Origin of the sequence: Janthinobacterium sp. BJB446, assembly GCF_002735655.1 — a bacterium.
Taxonomy (GTDB): Bacteria; Pseudomonadota; Gammaproteobacteria; order Burkholderiales; family Burkholderiaceae_D; genus Janthinobacterium; species Janthinobacterium lividum.
Map to the genome: position 1 here is coordinate 2,212,421 of NZ_PDZK01000001.1, position 18,236 is coordinate 2,230,656.

19 protein-coding genes are annotated in these 18,236 nt (G+C 63.4%); 13 read left to right on the forward strand and 6 right to left on the reverse strand.

What is annotated here, in order from left to right:
* Window positions 1-73 precede the first annotated feature (73 nt).
* Entirely contained in the window at window positions 74-565 is a 492-nt protein-coding gene (locus tag CSQ92_RS09765; protein WP_099393994.1) for a MarR family winged helix-turn-helix transcriptional regulator, read from the forward strand.
* On the opposite strand, the gene CSQ92_RS09770 is transcribed toward CSQ92_RS09765, so the two are convergent.
* Window positions 550-1,656, reverse strand: a complete 1,107-nt coding sequence (locus CSQ92_RS09770) for a transketolase-like TK C-terminal-containing protein (RefSeq protein WP_099393995.1) — start codon at window positions 1,654-1,656, stop codon at window positions 550-552. The two genes, CSQ92_RS09765 and CSQ92_RS09770, sit on opposite strands and share 16 nt — an antisense overlap.
* A 137-nt stretch (window positions 1,657-1,793) precedes the next feature.
* On the opposite strand from CSQ92_RS09770, the gene CSQ92_RS09775 reads away from it, so the two are divergent.
* Complete coding sequence (locus tag CSQ92_RS09775) at window positions 1,794-1,982, forward strand: hypothetical protein (RefSeq protein ID WP_034781057.1); 189 nt, start codon at window positions 1,794-1,796, stop codon at window positions 1,980-1,982.
* 161 nt (window positions 1,983-2,143) lie between these two features.
* On the opposite strand, the gene CSQ92_RS09780 is transcribed toward CSQ92_RS09775, so the two are convergent.
* Together CSQ92_RS09780 and metE are read right to left on the reverse strand one after the other, a co-directional pair.
* A complete protein-coding gene (locus CSQ92_RS09780; protein WP_099394657.1) occupies window positions 2,144-2,644 on the reverse strand; it encodes a hypothetical protein in 501 nt (166 codons plus the stop codon).
* Window positions 2,645-2,895: 251 nt separating this feature from the next.
* Entirely contained in the window at window positions 2,896-5,184 is a 2,289-nt protein-coding gene (metE, locus tag CSQ92_RS09785) for a 5-methyltetrahydropteroyltriglutamate--homocysteine S-methyltransferase (protein WP_099393996.1), read from the reverse strand.
* 105 nt (window positions 5,185-5,289) lie between these two features.
* On the opposite strand from metE, the gene CSQ92_RS29025 reads away from it, so the two are divergent.
* On the forward strand, window positions 5,290-5,430 hold the full coding sequence (locus CSQ92_RS29025; RefSeq protein ID WP_176375939.1) for a hypothetical protein: 141 nt from the start codon (window positions 5,290-5,292) through the stop codon (window positions 5,428-5,430).
* Window positions 5,431-5,482: 52 nt separating this feature from the next.
* Here CSQ92_RS29025 and CSQ92_RS09790 read toward each other — a convergent pair whose 3' ends face one another.
* Together CSQ92_RS09790 and CSQ92_RS09795 are read right to left on the reverse strand one after the other, a co-directional pair.
* Complete coding sequence (locus tag CSQ92_RS09790) at window positions 5,483-5,845, reverse strand: hypothetical protein (protein ID WP_099393997.1); 363 nt, start codon at window positions 5,843-5,845, stop codon at window positions 5,483-5,485.
* 24 nt (window positions 5,846-5,869) lie between these two features.
* A complete protein-coding gene (locus tag CSQ92_RS09795) occupies window positions 5,870-6,799 on the reverse strand; it encodes a hypothetical protein (RefSeq protein ID WP_143450324.1) in 930 nt (309 codons plus the stop codon).
* Window positions 6,800-6,919: 120 nt separating this feature from the next.
* On the opposite strand from CSQ92_RS09795, the gene CSQ92_RS09800 reads away from it, so the two are divergent.
* A complete protein-coding gene (locus CSQ92_RS09800) occupies window positions 6,920-7,243 on the forward strand; it encodes a hypothetical protein (protein ID WP_143450325.1) in 324 nt (107 codons plus the stop codon).
* A gap of 123 nt (window positions 7,244-7,366) precedes the next feature.
* Here the strand turns inward: CSQ92_RS09800 and CSQ92_RS09805 are convergent, their stop codons facing one another.
* A complete protein-coding gene (locus CSQ92_RS09805) occupies window positions 7,367-8,401 on the reverse strand; it encodes a LacI family DNA-binding transcriptional regulator (RefSeq protein WP_099394000.1) in 1,035 nt (344 codons plus the stop codon).
* 408 nt (window positions 8,402-8,809) lie between these two features.
* On the opposite strand from CSQ92_RS09805, the gene araD reads away from it, so the two are divergent.
* The 9 genes from araD to CSQ92_RS09850 all read left to right on the forward strand — a co-directional run bounded on the left by araD (window position 8,810) and on the right by CSQ92_RS09850 (window position 18,229).
* The gene (gene araD, locus CSQ92_RS09810) at window positions 8,810-10,477 is read left to right on the forward strand and encodes an L-arabinonate dehydratase (RefSeq protein ID WP_373606042.1); all 1,668 of its coding nucleotides are present in this window, start codon (window positions 8,810-8,812) and stop codon (window positions 10,475-10,477) included.
* 38 nt (window positions 10,478-10,515) lie between these two features.
* Window positions 10,516-11,328, forward strand: coding sequence for an HpcH/HpaI aldolase family protein (locus tag CSQ92_RS09815; protein WP_034778555.1), 813 nt, complete (start codon window positions 10,516-10,518; stop codon window positions 11,326-11,328).
* Between the two features lie 75 nt (window positions 11,329-11,403).
* Window positions 11,404-12,507 carry an ABC transporter ATP-binding protein gene (locus CSQ92_RS09820; protein WP_099394002.1) on the forward strand — a complete coding sequence of 368 codons (1,104 nt, stop codon included), beginning with the start codon at window positions 11,404-11,406 and terminating at the stop codon, window positions 12,505-12,507.
* Window positions 12,508-12,553: 46 nt separating this feature from the next.
* A complete protein-coding gene (locus tag CSQ92_RS09825) occupies window positions 12,554-13,804 on the forward strand; it encodes an ABC transporter substrate-binding protein (protein WP_099394003.1) in 1,251 nt (416 codons plus the stop codon).
* Between the two features lie 76 nt (window positions 13,805-13,880).
* Complete coding sequence (locus CSQ92_RS09830; RefSeq protein WP_034755235.1) at window positions 13,881-14,795, forward strand: carbohydrate ABC transporter permease; 915 nt, start codon at window positions 13,881-13,883, stop codon at window positions 14,793-14,795.
* Complete coding sequence (locus CSQ92_RS09835) at window positions 14,792-15,622, forward strand: carbohydrate ABC transporter permease (RefSeq protein WP_099394004.1); 831 nt, start codon at window positions 14,792-14,794, stop codon at window positions 15,620-15,622. The genes CSQ92_RS09830 and CSQ92_RS09835 overlap by 4 nt, the downstream gene beginning before the upstream one ends.
* 2 nt (window positions 15,623-15,624) lie before the next feature.
* Window positions 15,625-16,512 carry an aldose 1-epimerase gene (locus CSQ92_RS09840; RefSeq protein ID WP_180276981.1) on the forward strand — a complete coding sequence of 296 codons (888 nt, stop codon included), beginning with the start codon at window positions 15,625-15,627 and terminating at the stop codon, window positions 16,510-16,512.
* On the forward strand, window positions 16,505-17,413 hold the full coding sequence (locus CSQ92_RS09845; protein WP_099394006.1) for an SMP-30/gluconolactonase/LRE family protein: 909 nt from the start codon (window positions 16,505-16,507) through the stop codon (window positions 17,411-17,413). Before CSQ92_RS09840 ends, CSQ92_RS09845 begins: the two co-directional genes overlap by 8 nt.
* A gap of 27 nt (window positions 17,414-17,440) precedes the next feature.
* Window positions 17,441-18,229, forward strand: a complete 789-nt coding sequence (locus CSQ92_RS09850; RefSeq protein ID WP_034778564.1) for an SDR family NAD(P)-dependent oxidoreductase — start codon at window positions 17,441-17,443, stop codon at window positions 18,227-18,229.
* Window positions 18,230-18,236: the final 7 nt, after the last annotated feature.

An 18,236-nucleotide genomic window follows, 5' to 3' on the forward strand; every position in this document is an offset into this window, starting at 1 on the left:
TGCAATCGTTATGCAGGCCATTGTATCGCGCTATAATTGCATTTGCAACTGTGATCGATCTGGAGGAATACCGATGTCTGCAACTGAGCCTGCAAGCAAGTCCGCAACCGCGCCCGACCTGTGGTTTTCATTCGTGCGCACGCACCGTTTGATGATCCGCGAGATCGAACGCCGTCTGGCGGCGGCCAAGCTGCCCGTGTACGCGTGGTATGACGTGCTGTGGGGACTCGAAAGCGGCCCGGACGGTTCGCGCCGCATGCACGAACTGGCCGACGCGCTGGCCATCGAACGCTACAACCTCACGCGCCTGGTGGACAAGCTGGAAACGGATCGGCTGGTGACGCGCACGCGCTCGATGGAAGACGGGCGCGCCGCCTTTGTCTCCATCACGGAAGATGGAAAGATCCTGCGCAGGCAAATGTGGGCCGTGTACCAGGCCACGGTGGCCGACCTGTTCCTGGCGCAATTTGACAGCGGCGAGCAGCAGGACTTCAGCGCCGCCCTCGCGCGCGCCGCCGAGGCGGCCCGCGGCGCAGGCCAGAGCAAGGTTCAGAGCAAGGCGTAGCGCCGCAGCGCGTAATCGACGAACTGCACCGGCAGCGCGCCATCGTCGGCCAGGGCTTTCAGCGCGGTGACGGCCAGCCATGGCGCACTCGTTTCCATCCGGGTATCGGCACCGACGGCGATAAAACGCCCGCGCACGCAGCCGCCGATCTGGCCCGCGATATGCTGCCCATAGCCGGTGACGGCGATGACGGGCGCGGCACTGTCATCGAGGCATCGCCGCACATGGGCCAACCTTGGCGTGGCGCGCGGGTGGAGCAGGTTCCACTGTTCCGCCGCCTGCGCATCGCGCGCCAGGCGCGTATAGCTGGGGCAACTCCACACTTGCGTGGCAATATCCCAGTCCTCCTTCAGCAGGCGGGCGGCATCGGCAACGACGGCCAGCATCTTCCCCGCCCCGCACAGGCGCACCCGGCCTGGTGCAGGGCCCGGCGGCGACACGCGGTACATGCCCAGGCTGGCCGCTGCCGCATCGGCGGCCGACAAGGGCGCCGCCACCGCATCTTCATCTTCATCATGTGTGGCCAGGTAGTAATAGCCAGGCTGCTGTTCCAGGTACAGCGTTGCCAGTGCCGAGCGCAGGATGGCGCGCACTTCCTCGCCCGTCGCCGGGTCGAACGGCATGCAATTGTGCTGCGCGGCCAGCCAGGCGGGCAGCGCGGGGGGCACGCCTTTCGGCCAGTGCGAGGCTTGCGTTTCCGCATCATTACAGACGATGCCACGCTCACCCGACTCGGCCAGCACCGCGCGCAAGGCCGGCAGCGAGGCGGGGCTGCACAGGTAGAGCAGCGGCTTTTCCGCCGGCGTCGCGCCATGCCGGTAGCGCACAGTCCAGGCACCCGCGGACGCTCCCACTTCCCATGCGTCGCCGTCCGAGAACGGCGGCGCGTGCTTGCCCACCTTGCGCATCCGCGCCACCACGGCGCCGCCCTGCTTCAGGCTGCCCGCCATGGCGCCCAGCGCGCGGCGCGGCGAAGCATGTGCCAGTGGCAAGCCCGACGCTGGCGCCAGCGCGGTCATGCAGGCATGGGCGGCACGGCCCGTTTCGCCGCCTGGCAGTGGCGAATGGGGAAATAAATCGGGTGACTGCATGGCGGCTCCTGTTTCCGTATCACTTGCGCAAGGCAGACATTGCCTATACGATTGCAAATGCAATTATTGTAGTTGCAATCCTTTGCGCGAGCAAGGGACACGAGAGCCAACCGGAGTTCCTGCCTTCAAGGTGAAAAATGACGCTGAACAATTCTGAAACCGTGCGCATGGCCTACGCCGTGAAACTGACGAATGCGCAAGTCGAAGCGGCCAAGCGCCTGTATGCCGCGCATTTCGGCGCCACGGACAACCCGCAGGCGATGGCCGCCATCATCGCGGCGCTGGCGCGCAACTACAGTTCCGCCGTGGCGGCGAATGTGCTGTAGCCCATCACGCATGACGCATGACGCGGGCAAAAAAAAGCCCGCTATGGAAGCGGGCTGAATCTAATTCCTGTGAGGAAGTAGAGGAGACAGATGCATGATGCCGCATCGCAGCATAGCTATCCAATTGCATGTTGTGATGATAGAAATATGTTTTATCAATATCACGTCCGGGCCGTTCCAAAAATGACGAGCTTTCGATGCGACCGTTGTTCGCGCGTCACCAGCACGCGGGCTTGCTCGACGCTTACGCAAGCGTGCGGCGCAAACCCCGCTGGCACTGTCTCCGCATCGCGCTCGATGCGTTGCGGATCATTGATCACGTCATAATCTGCGCGCTTGAAAAGCAACTGCTCGATTCCGGCGCCCCCTTCGGGCATCGGCTTGACAACGATGAGGGACCAAAGGCCCTCATCGCCCAGGAATTGCTTGTGCTTCAGGAATGCGTTAACGCGATCCGCATGAGGCGCCGAGTCGCTGATCCCGCTCTCATAAACACCCATCGGGCACAGCATCGTGCCGGCTGGCCAGCCCATATCAGGCAACGCTGCGACCGTGACCGGTCGCAATTGGGCCAGGTGGTGCTCAAGCGGGTGCTTGTTCCCCGAACAGGCCCCGAGCGCCATCAGCGCCAGCATTCCGGCGGCGCGAAACAAAGGCATCATCAACTTGTCTCCTTGTGCATGGTCAGGCAACGGTATCTTAAGCGATGAAGCGGTGGAGGCCTGCACGATAATGCGCAAGGGCAAAAAAAAGCCCGCTACGGGAGCGGGCTGAATCTAATTCCTGTGAGGAAGTAGAGGAGACAGATGAATGATGCCGCATTGCAGCATCATTATCCAATTGCATGTTGTGATGACAGAAATACGATTGTTCTATATCTCAGCCATAGCAGCCTCCCCTGCCCCTGCGATCCTTATGCCACGTTGTCGCTACGCAAGGTTTTCGCCGCCGCCACCATGTTGGCCAGCGCGGGGATCACCTCTTTCCAGCCGCGCGTCTTCAGGCCGCAATCGGGGTTGACCCACAGGCGCTGGGCGGGAATGCGCTCGGCCGCCTTGCGCATCAGTTTGACCATCTGTTCCTGGCCAGGAATATTCGGCGAGTGGATGTCGTAGACGCCAGGGCCGATTGCGTTCGGATAGTTAAAGTCATCGAAGGCATCCAGCAACTCCATGTCGGAGCGCGACGTTTCAATGGTGATGACGTCCGCATCCATGTCGGCGATCTGCGCGATGATGTCGTTGAATTCCGAATAGCACATGTGCGTGTGGATCTGCGTCTCGTCGGCCACGCCATTGGCCGTGATACGGAACGATTCCACGGCCCAGCGCAGGTACTCGGCCCACTGGGCTTTACGCAGTGGCAAGCCTTCGCGCAATGCCGCTTCGTCGATCTGGATCACGCGGATGCCGGCCTGCTCCAGGTCCTGCACTTCGGCGCGCATGGCCAGCGCCAGCTGGTGACACGACACGGAACGGGGCTGGTCGTCGCGCACGAAAGACCAGTTCAGGATGGTGACGGGGCCCGTCAGCATGCCTTTCATCGGTTTATCCGTCAGCGACTGGGCGTAGGTGCTCCACTCGACCGTCATGGCGCGCGGGCGGCTGATGTCGCCGAACAGGATGGGCGGCTTGACGCAGCGCGAACCGTACGATTGCACCCAGCCGAACTGGCTGAAGGCGTAGCCGTCGAGCTGTTCGCCGAAATATTCCACCATGTCGTTGCGTTCCGCTTCGCCGTGCACGAAGACGTCCAGGCCCAGGGTTTCCTGTTCCTTGACGCAATGCGCGATTTCCGCCTGCATCAGTTTCTTGTAGCTGGCCGCATCCAGCTGGCCGCTGCGAAACTGGCTGCGGGCCTGGCGGATTTCCGCCGTCTGCGGAAACGAGCCGATGGTCGTCGTCGGATACAGCGGCAGTTGCAGCAGCGCGGCTTGCTTGGCGGCCCGCTCGGCATAGCTGCCGGCGCGCTGGCCCAGGCTTGCGTCGATGCGGGCCACGGCCGCCTTCACTGCGGGATTGTGCACGCGCGGCGACTGGCGGCGCGCTTGCACGGCGGCCTGATTGGCGTCCAGCACCGCTTGCACGGAAGCGCGTCCATTATTCAGCGCGCCGGCCAGGGTGCGCACCTCATCGAGCTTTTGACGGGCGAAGGCCAGCCACGACCGGATATCCGTATCCAGCTTTTGCTCGCTGTCCAGGTCGACGGGCACGTGCAGCAGGGAGCACGACGGGGCGATCCACAGGCGCGACTGCAGGCTGGCGTGCACGGGTTCCAGCCACGCCAGCACTTGCGTCAAATCCGTCTTCCAGATATTGCGGCCATTCACCAAGCCCAGCGACAGCACGCTGGCGGCAGGCAATTGCGCGATCACTTGCGCCACTTCCTCGCGGGCGTTGACGGCATCCAGGTGCAAGCCTTGCACGGGCAGCTTGCACGCCAGTGCCAAGTTATCTTGCAGCTTGCCGAAATACGTGGCCAGCAGCAGTTTGACGTTGTTGACCTTGCTCAAGGCAGCGTAGGCCGTGACCAGCGCCTGTTGCCAGGCGCTGCCCAGTTCCGTGACGAGTACCGGTTCGTCGATCTGCACCCACTCCACGCCTTGGGCGGCCAGTTCCTGCAACAGTTGCACGTAGACGGGCAGCAAGCCTTCCAGCAGCGCCAGCTTGTCGGAGTCGTCCTTGGCCTTGCCCAGCCACAAATAGGTGACGGGCCCGATCAGCACGGGCTTGGCCTTTACATTCAGCTGGCGCGCCTGCGCCAGTTGCTGCAGCAGGCGGCTGCTGTCGAGCTTGAATTGCGTGCCGGCCGAAAATTCCGGCACGATGTAGTGATAATTGGTATCGAACCATTTCGTCATTTCGCCGGCGTGGACGCAGCTGCAATCGCTGTCGCTGGCCGAGCGGCCACGGGCGACGCGGAAATAGTTGTCGAGCGCTGCGCCAGTCAGGTGGCGCACGCGCTGCGGCAAATTACCCAGGGTAAAGCTCAGGTCCAGCACCTGATCATAGAAGGAAAAGTCGCCCACGGGCGCCAGGTCCAGCCCGTCCTGGTCTTGCCAGTGGCGCTGGCGCAATTCGGCACCTTGCCCTTCCAGCGCGGCCAAGGTGCTGCCGCCCTTCCAGTAATCTTCCAGGGCGAATTTCAGTTCGCGTTTGGCGCCGATGCGCGGGTAGCCCAGATTGTGTGTCGTGACGGTCATGGCGGTAGTGCCTCCTGGTGAAGTATGAATACATCATAGTGGCTTTCATCCATGAAAAATAATGGTTTAATCTCATAAATCCATTATTAATACTCATGTGAGCGTATGCTCGAACGTATCCACCGGGCCTTCATGCGCGAAATCGACCGTCTCGCTTCGCTGGCGGCCTCGACCATGTGGCTGCGCGCAGGACGCCCCCTGCGCCCAAGTGTGGCAGGCATCCAGACGCACAGTTATTCCCTCTAGCGCACGCCAGCCGCGCCGCTTTGCCGCAACGCAGCAAGGCGGCGGCGATGCACTACCCAACGGCGGCAAGCGGCTCGCCCACGGCATCTTCCTGGATAAGATCCTGCTTGGACGCATAGTACAGATTTCGGCTATCCGTGATCAATGCGCTCAATTTATCCAGCGCGGCACCGACAGGATTCAGCTGGATGCTGTCGCGTACCGCGGTCAACTCGGCAATCAGTGCCGCAAGCAGTGCGCTCCTGCCATCGATGCGCCCGATGGCGTTCGTGCCCAATTGGAGAAACAGGTCATCGATGGCATCCTGGGCCTGGCCGCGTTGCGCCGCTTCCGTATCGGGATCCTCGAGTATGACGCGCAACAAATCGATCGATCGGCTGTATTGATTACTGACTTGCTTGACGGTGACAGGCATGGCGAAACTCCTCGGCAATCGACTTCAGGTGGAACGAATTCTAAGCAGATCCTTGCGCACCAGAAGTGCTGCCGAAAACAGGCTCTGAAACTGGGACGTCAGCGCGTGCGGGCGGTCAACCGCCATGCTGAGATCGCTCGTGGCCTGCCTGGCCTGCTGCAACAAGCTCACATAGTTCTGCATCAGCACATGATAGGCATTCATCTGCTCCACTGCGTGCTGATACTTGACCACGTCCTGTTCGATCCCCAGGACGGTTTCCGTCAGATCCTCGGGAATCAGCACGGCGCAAGCCTGTAGCTTGCTCTCCACACACTTGCCGTCCAGCACAATACCCGTTTTCCTGGCAGCCAATCCACCGGCATGTTCCAGCGTGGCGTTGACCTTCTGCGCCGTCAGCAGCCAGGGACCGCTTCCCGGGCGGGTCAATTTCACGCGCTTTTCCAGCACCCCGACCCTGACTGCCATTTGACTCTTGAGACGCGCCATATCCATCTCCGCGAGCGCCGCGCGCAAAGTGTAATAGTCGCTCGCATTGTCGATGAACAGATCGATGATCTTGACGATCACGGGCGCGCCAAGACGGACGGCCTTGCGAAATTCTTCCTGCGACCGGGCCTGTTCCAGCATCCCCACCACATCGTTGATCAACACCCCGGCGCCTGGCAGGAGCGTCACCGCGCTGCTCAGCACATCGGTAAAGCTGCGCGCGCTGTCCTGCACCTGCTTCACGCTCTTGCCTTCGGCAAGCGCAAACAGCAACTCGTTATAGGAATCGATCGTCTCCAGCGCCTTGCCCATCTGACTCCCATGCTCGATCGAGGCTGGTGCCGGCTTGACCAAGGCGGGCGGAAACGGCACCTGCTCCGCTGCCGGCGCAGACTTCTCGCGTTGCGCCTTGCGCCGTGCCAGCTCGTCGCGTGCCTGCTGGTGATCGAGCCACACCTCCTGCATGACGCTCTTCGATTGGGCAAAGGCATCCCGATACGACTGCAGTTCCGCCTGGGGAGCCGTAGTACAAGCCGTCATGCAACATAACAGGAGAAGAAGGATGTGGCGGGAACGGAGAAGGCCATGGCCATCGTCCGTGGCGCTGGAAGCGCTCAAGCGAGGCTCATTGAAAAGGCAAAACATCGATGCTCTCCTTGCATGCGCATGCTGCACACGGACGATGGCTTGTACTTGAGATGGAACAGCGCCCAGCATGGAATCGCCGCACTTTTTGATGAAGATCAAAAATCAGAGCAATACAATTCGAACTTCCTTGCCTTTCCGGCTAGTATTTTTACTTTAATCGAAAAAAGCTGTAGAAAAATCACCAATAGTCACAAAAATGCAGTCATGCTCAACTGGTGCCGCGTCTGGGCAAAAAAAAAGCCCGCTGCGGGAGCGGGCTGAATCTAATTCCTGTGAGGAAGTAGAGGAGACAGATGAATGATGCCGCATCGCAGCATATCAAGCCAATTGCATGTTGTGATGATGGAAATATGATTCATCAATATCTGTCGCAGCCAGGGCATCTCAGGCGCTGGCCCGCGCGATCAGCTGGTAGGCCAGCGGCGCCAAGGCTGGCGGCGCGGCGCCCTCGTCCACTTCGCCCAGGCGCTGCAGGATCGCCTGTGCAGCCAGGCGGCCGATGTCATAGCGCGGTACGCGGATCGTCGTCAGCGCGGGCATGAGTTTTTCCGAGAACGGGAAGTCGCCAAAGCCCGCCACCGCGCATTGCTCGGGAATGCGGATGCCCAGGCGCGCCGCTTCGTAGATGGCGCCTGCCGCCATGTTGTCGTTGGCAAAAAACAGGGCGTCGGGACGCTCGGCGCGCGCCATTTGCTCGCTGAACACTTGCCCGCCCGCGTCGAGCGGCACCGTCACCAAAGCTTGCACGATTTCCGGACGCAAACCCAGCTGCCGCATGGTTTCCTCATACCCCTGGGCCCGCTTGCGCGCGCGGAAATCGCTGCCGATGCCACTGTCCACATACACGATGCGCCGGTAGCCTTGCGCGTGCAGGTACAAGGTCATGTCGCGCCCCGTGGCGATATGCGAAAAGCCGATTTGCGGATACGGACGCTCGGGGCGGATATCCCACGTTTCGATGACGGGAATCTGCAAGCCCGCCAGCAAGGTTTCCGTGGCGGCGCTGTGGTCGGCGCCCGTCAGCACCAGCGCGCGCGGCGACCAGCCGAGAAAGGCGCGCACCACCTTTTCTTCCGTCTCGATCGAGTAATCGTGGGTGGCCAGCAGCAACTGGTAATTATGCTGCGACAAGGTAGTCGACAAGCCCTGGATGGTTTCCGCAAAGATGGAATTCGACACGCTGGGCACGATGGCGCCCACGATGCGGCCCTGGGTCGACGCGAGGCCGCCGGCCGCCTCGTTGCGGATATAGCCGAGCTGGTCGATGGCGCTCTTGATGCGCTCGCGCGTTTCCTGCGACACGCGGTCCGGCTCCTTGAAATAGCGCGACACGGAAATGGCCGAGGTCTGTGCCAATTTGGCCACATCGAACACGGTGCTGCGGCCGAGGCCGCGCCGCTTGCGTACTGGGTCGTTCATGGGTACTGCCTTCTCAAAAATCGGTGATCACCACGCATCATGCCATGGCCGGCTGCACAGGGGATGCCAGAGTGGCGCCGGTGCGCCACGGCGTGCCGCGATACTGGCAGGCCGGGCCGCAGAAATTCCACCCTGGAAATTGGCGCAAATGAAATCATGCCGATAGTGTAATGGCTGCGCGCATTCCCCCTGCATTAAATCTGTTGACAGCCCCCGGCGATTCAAATTATATTTCGCTGTACTTGCAATGTTAGCGCTAACAAAGACTAACAGCAAGACCCGAGACAGCCGCACTGGAACGCCATACGCAGCGCGCCAGGCAACCAAAAAGGACACACATTGAGCTCCGCTACCTCCCGCCGCACGCTGGAATCCCTGCGCAGCCAGCGCTGGCTGGCCCCAGACGACATGCGCTCGTTCGCCCACCGCCAGCGCTTGCAGCAGATGGGCTTGCGCCGCGAGGAATTCCTCGACCGCCCCGTCATCGCCATCATCAATACCTGGAGCGACCTGTCGCCGTGCCACTCGCACCTGCGTGAGCGGGCCGAAGCCGTCAAACGGGGCATCCTGCTGGCCGGCGGCTTCCCCGTCGAGCTGCCGGCCCTGTCGCTGGGCGAAGTGATGGTCAAGCCCACCACCATGATCTACCGCAACTTCCTCGCCATGGAAACGGAGGAGCTGCTGCGCTCGCTGCCCATCGACGGCGCCGTGCTGCTCGGTGGCTGCGACAAGACGACGCCAGGCATGCTGATGGGCGCCATCAGCATGGACATCCCCGCCATCTTCTGTCCTGCCGGCCCCATGCTCAACGACCGCTACCGCGGCCAGAGCGTGGGCGCGGGCACGCATACCAAGAAATTCTGGGACGACTACGTGGCCGGCGACATCGCCAAGCCCGAGTGGATCAAGCTGGAAGCGAAGATGACGCGCTCGCCCGGCACCTGCAACACCATGGGCACGGCGTCCACCATGACGTCCATCGTCGAAGCGATGGGCTTCACGTTGCCGGGCGCCACCAGCATCCCCGCCATGGATGCCAACCACGTGCGCATGGCCTCGCAATGCGGCGAGCGCATCGTCGGCATGGTGTGGGAAGACTTGAAGCCGTCGCGCTTCTTCACCCGCGCCGCGCTGTCGAACGGCGTGGCGGCCTACATGGCGCTCGGCGGCTCGACCAACGCGGCCATCCACCTGGTGGCCATTGCCGGGCGCGCCGGCCTGGCCCTGTCGCTCGATGAAATGGATGCGATGGCGCAAAAAGTACCGGTCATCGCCAACCTGTTCCCTTCCGGCGACAAGCTGATGGAAGATTTCTTCTATGCGGGCGGCATGCCGGCCCTGCTCAAGGAAATCATGCCGCAGCTGGACTTGACGGCCTTGACGGTGACGGGCCGTACCTTGGGCGAGAATATCGCCGACGCCGTCTGCCTGGACGACAGCGTTATCCGCAAGGTGTCGCAGCCGGTGGCCGACGGCGCGGCGCTGGCCGTGCTGCGCGGCAACCTGTGTCCTGGCGGCGCCGTCATCAAACCATCGGCCGCCAATCCGAAGTTCGCCAAACACCGCGGACGCGCCCTCGTGTTCGACTCGAACGCGGAAATGCTGGCGCAAATCCACGCACCCGACCTCGATATCGATGAAAACACGGTCTTGATCCTGCGCAATGGCGGACCCATCGGCGCGCCAGGCATGCCGGAATGGGGCAATCTGCCCGTGCCGAAAAAGCTGCTGCAGCAGGGCATCCGCGACATGGTGCGCATCTCCGACGCGCGCATGAGCGGCACCCACTACGGCACCTGCGTGCTGCACGTGACGCCCGAAGCGGCCGTCGGCGGTCCGCTGGCGTTGGTACGCAACGGCGACATGATAGTGCTCGACATCGCCGCGCGCACCTTGAACATGGAGGTAACGGACGAGGAACTGGCGCACCGCCGCGCCGAGTGGCAGGCGCCGGCGCAAAAATATGCGCGCGGCTACACCAAGCTGTACATGGAACACGTGACGCAGGCGGACCAGGGCTGCGACCTGGACTTCTTGCTGGGCAACGCCGCCACGCCGGAGCCGCCGATTTTCTGACGCCGCCGCCTTCCCTACCTATATTAGAGAGCACAACTATGGATATCCTGGACAACCGTTTCCGCGCCTTGCTGGCGGACAAAGCAGTACCGCTGGGCAGCTGGCTGATGGCCGGCACGCCCGTGACGGCCGAAGCCATGGGCTGCGCCGGCTTCGACTGGCTGGTGCTGGACATGGAACACGTGCCCATCGACTACCAGGATGCGTACCAGATCCTGCAGGCAGTCGGCGGCACGCCGGCCTGCCCCGTCGTGCGCCTGGCCTGGAACGACCTGGTGCAGATCAAGCGCGCGCTCGACATCGGCGCGCAAACCTTGATGTTCCCGTTCGTGGAAAATGCCGGCGAGGCGCGCAGCGCCGTGGCCGCCACCCGCTATCCGCAGCCCGGCCAGGCCATTCCCGGCACGCGCGGTTTTGCCGCCATGCACCGCGCCAGCCGCTATGGCACCGTGCCCGACTACGCCACGCGCGCCAACGGCGCCGTCTTCTCGATTATCCAGCTGGAAACCCCGGCCGCCCTGGCGCAGCTGGAAGAAATCGCCGCCGTCGATGGCGTCGACGCCCTGTTCGTGGGACCGGGCGACCTGTCGGCCGCCATGGGCCACATCGGCAATATCGGCCACCCGGACGTGCAGGCGGCCATTGCCGACGCGGCCCGCCGCGCGCGCGCCATCGGCAAACCCATCGGCATTGTCGGCCCCTCGCCGGAAATGGTGCACACTTTCATCAGTTACGGCTATGACTACGTGGCCATCGCTTCGGACATGGGCATGATGATGCGCCAGGCCAATGCCTTTATCACGGCCCTGAAACCGTCGCTGGCGAAAGCCCTCGACACGGGAGCCTACTAATTATTCTGTTGCAACACACTGTTGCAACGCACGTAGCGCGCTCAGACGCGTCATTCGCATCTTTTGGAGACAAGCATGTCAGGTGTAAAACTGGAAAAGGTCGTCAAGAAGTACGACAACGGCGTCGAAGTCATTCATGGCATCGACCTGGAAATCAAGCAAGGCGAGTTCGTCGTCTTCGTGGGCCCTTCGGGTTGCGGAAAATCAACACTGATGCGCATGGTCGCGGGGCTCGAATCCATCACGGGCGGCACCATCTCCATCGAGGGACAGGTCGTCAACGACTTGCCGCCGCGCGAACGCGACATCGCCATGGTGTTCCAGGACTATGCGCTGTATCCGCACAAGTCCGTGTTCGACAACCTGGGCTTTGGCTTGAAACTGCGCAAGTTCCCCAAGGCGGAAATCGAACAGCGCGTGCGCGCCGCCGCCGCCATCCTGAAAATCGACCACTTGCTCGACCGCAAGCCGCGCGCCCTGTCCGGCGGCCAGCGCCAGCGCGTGGCCATGGGCCGCGCCATCGTGCGCCAGGCCAAGCTGTTCCTGTTCGATGAGCCGCTGTCGAACCTGGACGCCCTGCTGCGCTCGGAAATGCGCACGGAAATCAAGAAGCTGCACCAGCGCATCGGCGCCACCACCATTTACGTCACGCATGACCAGGTCGAGGCGATGACCCTGGCCGAGCGCATCGTCGTGCTGTCCGGCGGCAACATCATGCAGGTCGGCACGCCGGACCAGATCTACAACGAGCCCGTGTCGAAATTCGTCGCCGGTTTCACGGGCTCGCCGCCGATGAACTTCCTCGGCGCCAAGGTGGCGCGTAACGGCGCCGGCCAGGCCGAGATCGTTCTGGGCGCTGCGCGCCTGGCCCTGCCGCTCGAGCGCCAGGCCGCATGCGGCAAGCTCGACGGCCGCGCAGTGGAATTCGGCATCCGCCCGGAAGACATCACGCTGGAAGCGGCCACTCCCGCCAGCGCCGCCCTGGCCGCGACGGTGGTGGTGGTCGAGCCGCTGGGTGCGGAAACCCTGGTCATCTTCCAGTGCGAAGGCGGCGAATTGACGGCGCGCCTGCCGCCTACGTTTGCCCTGGCGCCGGGACAGCAAGTCACGGTACAGCTGGACATGGAGAAATTCCATCTGTTCGATCCGCAAGGGGGCGCGGTACTGCCCTCCAGATAAGCCGCGAACGACCGGCATACCCATTCCAAAAACAGGAGACAACATCATGCGTATCAAATCCCTCGTCCTGGCGCTCGGCGCCACTTTCGTCCTTGCCATCGGCGCGCACGCGCAAACCGTCAAGGTGTTCGTCGGCGGCCAGGAGCGCCCCGAAGTCATGCGCGAACTGTTCGCCAAGTTCATGGCCGCCAATCCCGGCGTCAAGATCGACCTGGAAACGGGCGGCGCCACGTCCGAACTGCAGCAGAAATACCTGAACACGGTATTGTCGGCCGGCGACACCACCCTGGACGTATTCCTGATCGACATCATCCGCCCGGCCCAGTACGCGTCGGCCGGCTGGATCGAAAGCCTGGACAAATACCTGGGCGCCGACCGCGACAAGATCATGGGCCAGTACTTGCCCGCCTACAAGCAAGCCAATATGGTCGACAACAAGGTCGTGGCCCTGCCCGCCTTTGCCGACGCCATGTTTCTCTACTACCGCAAGGACTTGCTGGCCAAGTACAAGCTGGCGGCGCCAAAAACCTGGGATGAGCTGGCCAGCGTGGCACGCACCATCCAGGCCGGCGAAAAGAATCCGGAACTGCAAGGCATCAGCTTCCAGGGCAAGGCCATCGAAGGCGCCGTCTGCACCTTTTTGTTGCCGTACTGGAGCCAGGGCGGCGAACTGGTCACCAATGGCAAGCTGACCCTGGACAAGCCCAAGGCGGAAGCGGGCCTGGCCATGTGGCGCAAGCTGGTCGACCAGGGCGTGGCGAAAAAGAATATCGCCGAAGTGGCCACCGACGATACGCGCAAGGAATTCCAGGCCGGCAACGTGTTGTTTGCCGTCAACTGGGGCTATGCCTGGAATCACTTCCAGGATGGCGCCGACAGCAGCGTGAAGGATAAAGTCGGCGTTGTCAGCCTGCCGGCCATGGCGGGCGGCAAACCTGCCTCGTGCATCGGCGGCTGGCAGTGGGCCGTGTCTTCATTCTCGAAAAACAAGGAAGCATCGGCCAAGCTGGTGCGTTGGCTGTCGAGCCCGGAAGTGTCGAAGCAGCTGGCCATCAAGGCATCCAACCTGCCCGTCTACCCGTCCGTCTACCAGGACAAGGAAGTGCTGGCCGTCAATGGCTGGTTCGCCGATGCCTTGCCGGTGGTGCAAAGCGCCCGTTCGCGTCCCGTCACGCCGCGCTACAGCGAAGTGTCCGAAGCCGTGCGCGTCAACACGAATGCCGTGATGGCGGGCGTGAAAACGCCGGCGGCGGGCGTGGCCGAGATCGAAAACCGGGTCAAGCGCATCCTGCGCTAAGGAGACCGAACCCGTGCCGCCACGACGGCGGCGCGGGCGGCACACGCATACGCACACCGCAACAGACGAGGAAATCATGAGGCAACGCACCCTGAAAAGCCGCATCACGGACCCCAGCGAAACAACGCTGGCCTGGGTCCTGCTGACGCCGGCGATTCTCTTTTTACTGCTGATCGTGGCCTACCCGGTCAGCAAATTGATCTACAACAGCTTTTTCGACATCCGCCTGTCCGGCGGCAGCCTGCCCAGTTTCGTGGGCCTGGACAACTACAAGATGGCGCTGGAAGACAGCCTGTTCTGGAAGTCCTTGAAAAACACCGTCATCATCACCGTCGTCACCGTGCCGGGCGCGCTGGTGGCGGGCCTGGGCCTGGCCATGCTGGCCAACATGCCGTTCAAATACCGCTGGCCCGTGCGCCTGGCGCTGCTGCTGCCGTGGGCCTTGCCGCTGGCCTTCGTCGGCCTGATCTTCGCCTGGTTCTTCCACAGCGAATACGGCCTGGTGAACGACATCATCCGCCGCATCGACCTCTTGATCCCCGGCCTGGGCTGGGAACCGCAGATCTGGTTCAATTCGCCCGCGCTGACCATGGCCGCCATCTGCATCACGACCATCTGGAAAACCTCGTCGTTCATGGCGCTCATTTTGCTGGCCGGCCTGCAGACCATCCCCGCCTCGCTGTATGAAGCGGCCGAAGTGGACGGCGCCAGCAAATGGAAGCAATTCACGGAAGTGACCCTGCCCCTGCTGGTGCCATCGATGCTGGTGGCGCTGATCTTCCGCACACTGACGGCCATCCAGTCCTTCGATATTCCCTACAACATGCCCGGCCCTGGCGACGAAACCAAGACCCTGGCCATGTACATCCAGTCCAATACCGTCGACTACCTCGACGTGGGCTACGGCTCGACCCTGGCGGTCTTCATGTTCCTGCTGTCGATGGCCACCACGTTTGTGTATCTGAAATATGTAAGAGGAGACAAAGAATGAGCGGCCTGTTTTCATCGAAGCGCCTGCGCTGGTTCGCCGCCGCGATCATCCTCCTCAACGGCGTCTTCCCCGCCCTGTGGATCCTGTTTACCTCGCTCAAGACCGAAAGCGAACTGACGCAAAAGCCGATCACCTACTGGCCGCACGAACCGACCATCGGCAATTTCATCTCAGCCTTCCAGGACCAGCCGCTGCTGACGTTCCTGACCAACAGCCTGATCGTGGCCGGCCTGTCGACCCTGCTCAGCCTGTTCATCAGCGCGCTGGCCGCGTATGCGATTGCCCGCTTGCGCCTGCGCTTCCGCGGCCTGATCCTCACTGCCATCATCGGCGTGTCGATGTTCCCGCTGGTGACCCTGATGGTGCCGCTGTTTGAAATCATGCGCAGCCTGGGCTTGCTGAACTCCTACTGGGCGCTGGTGCTGCCGTACACGGTGCTGAACCTGCCCATCTGCACCCTGATGATGGTGAGCTTTTTCCAGGATATCCCGCGCGACATCGAGAACGCGGCCATGCTCGACGGCTGCACCCGCCTGAGCGCCCTGTGGCGCATCGTGCTGCCGCTGGCCGCCCCTGGCGTGGCGACGGCCGCCATCCTCGCGTTTGTAAATTCCTGGGACGAGTTCCTGCTGGCGCTGTCGATGAATTCGGCCGTGGCCTACCGCACCCTGCCCGTCGGCATCCAGTTGTACCAGGGCGAGTTCGCCTTCCCATGGCCGATCATTTCGGCGGCACTGGTGGTGGCCATCGTGCCCATCGTCGTGCTGATCGTGATCTTCCAGGAAAAGGTCGTCAGCGGCCTGACCTCGGGCGGCTTGAAGGGCTGAGAATGGACCACCAGTCTCCCTTCACCCTGGCGCACGGCGACTGCCGCGCCGACGTCCACCCGGCCACGGGTGGCGCGCTGGCGGCTTTCCGCTGGCGCGGGCGCGACATCCTGCGCGCCGCGCCAGCCGCTGCCGACGTGCGGCAGATGGCCTGCTACCCTTTGGCGCCGTATTCGAACCGCATCGGCAACGCCGTGCTGCAGGCGCAGGAACAGACGCATGCGCTGCGCGCCAACTTCCCGCCCGAGCCGCACAGCATCCACGGCTTCGGCTGGCAGCGCGCCTGGCACGTTGCGGCGCGTGCGGACGACAGCGCCGAACTGCTGCTGGTGCACGGCGGCGACGCCGACTGGCCGTTCGCCTGCGAAGCGCGGCAAACCGTGCTGCTCGACGCTGCCGGCCTGCGCCTGACTTTATCCGTGCGCAATGACGATACGCGCGCCATGCCCGCCGGCCTGGGTTTTCACCCCTACTTTCCGCTGGCGCCCGGCCTGCGCCTGCAGGCGCAATGGGATGGCGTGTGGAGCATGGGCGATGACCACTTGCCGGCCGGCCTCGTGCCCGTGGCGCAAGCGTCGCCATTCGCCACGCCACAGCCGGTGGCCGGTTGGCGCAGCGACCATTGCTACAGCGGCTGGACGGGCCGCGCCAGCCTCGATTACGGCGACTACAGCGTGCAGCTGTCAGCCAGCGAGAATTGCCGCCACCTCGTGTGCTTCGCGCCCAATGACGAGCGCAGCTTCATCGCCATCGAACCCGTCACGCACGCGAATAACGCGTTTGCGCTGGCCGCGCGCGGCGCGCGTGACACGGGCATGCGCTTGCTGGCGCCCGGCGAGAGTCTGCACATCGCCATGCGCCTGGCCATCGAGGAGAGCCAGCATGCGTGAATGGCAAGCCGAACTCGTGCTCGACGCGCGCGCCCAGTTGGGTGAATGCCCGCTGTGGAGCGTGGCCGAGCAGTGTTTGTACTGGATCGATATCGCCGGGCGCCGCCTGCACCGCTACGATCCGGCCACAAGCCTCGACCGCGTCTGGTGGGTGCCGTGCGAGCCGGGCTGCATCGCCCTGGCTGAAAAGGGCGGCCTGGTGGCGGCCCTGCGCGACGGTTTCTACCGCTTCTATCCGCAGGAAGGCTTGCTCGACAAGCTGGCCGACGCCCCCTACGACAGCCGCGACATGCGTTTCAACGATGGCCGCTGCGACAGCGCCGGGCGTTTCTGGGCCGGCGCCATGTACGAGCCGCGCACGGCGGAACTGGCTGCCATGTTTTGCCTGGAACGGGGCGCCACGCGCCTGGGCTGGGGGCCGCAGCAGGATCTTGGCGTGAAAGTCAGCAATGGCCTCGCCTTCGCGGCCGATGGCCAGTCCCTGTTCCAGTCCGACACGCCGAACCACGTGATCTACCGTTTCGCCTTTGACGCGGCCAGCGGCCAGATGGGCGAACGCAAGGTGTTTGCCCGCCTGCCCGCCAAGGGAGAGGACGCCGTGTACGGCGGCCGCCCCGATGGCGCGGCGCTCGATACCGAAGGCTGCTACTGGAGCGCGCAATACGAAGGCGGCCGGGTGCTGCGCTTTTCGCCGCAGGGCGAGATCATCGGCATCGTGCGCGTGCCCGTCACGCGCCCCACCATGATCGCCTTTGGCGGCGCCGACCTGCGCACCCTGTACATCACCAGCGCGCGCGAAGGCGCAAGCGACGACGAACTGGCGCGCCAGCCGCAGGCCGGCGGCCTTTTTGCCGTGCGCCTGGACGTGGCCGGCCGCCCCGAACCCCTTTACCGGGATTGATATCCGGATCTTCACCCTGAGGACAGCATGAACGCCAACATCACTCTCTACCCCAGCCTGCAGGACCGCGTGGTCTTCGTCTCCGGCGGCGGCTCCGGCATCGGCGCCGCGCTGGTCGAGCACTTCGCCCTGCAAGGCGCGCAAGTGGCTTTTTGCGACATCGACCGCGACGCCAGCGCCGCCCTGGCCGCGCGCCTGGCACCCCTGTGCCGGCACGCGCCCTATTTTGTCTACAGCGACATCCGCGACATCGCCGCCTACCAGGCCAGCCTGGCCGACGTCGAAGCGCGCTTCGGCGCCATCCGCGTGCTGCTCAATAACGCGGGCCGCGACGACCGCCATTCGCTGGCCGAACTGACGCCCGAATACTGGGACAACTGCCTGGCGCTGAACTTGAAACATCACGTGTTCGCCATCCAGCAGGTGGCGCCAGGCATGGCGGCCGCCGGCGGCGGTTCCATCATCAACCTCGGCTCGATCTCGTGGATGCGCGGGCGCCCCAACCTGGTCGGCTACACCACCTCCAAGGCGGGTATCGCGGGCCTGTCGCGCACCCTGGCGCGCGAGCTGGGCGAACAGAATATCCGCGTCAACGCCATCGCGCCGGGCGCCATCGCCACGGACCGCCAGGCCGCGCTGTGGCGCGATCCGGAAGAAGACCGCCGCTTCATCGAACTGCAATGCCTGAAATACCGGCTCGACGCGGGCCACGTGGCGCGCACGGCCCTGTTCCTGGCGGCCGACGACTCGGACGGCATCACGGGCCAGAACATCATCGTCGATGCCGGCCTCGCGCAAGTATCTGTAGCTGGCTAAGCCCCCA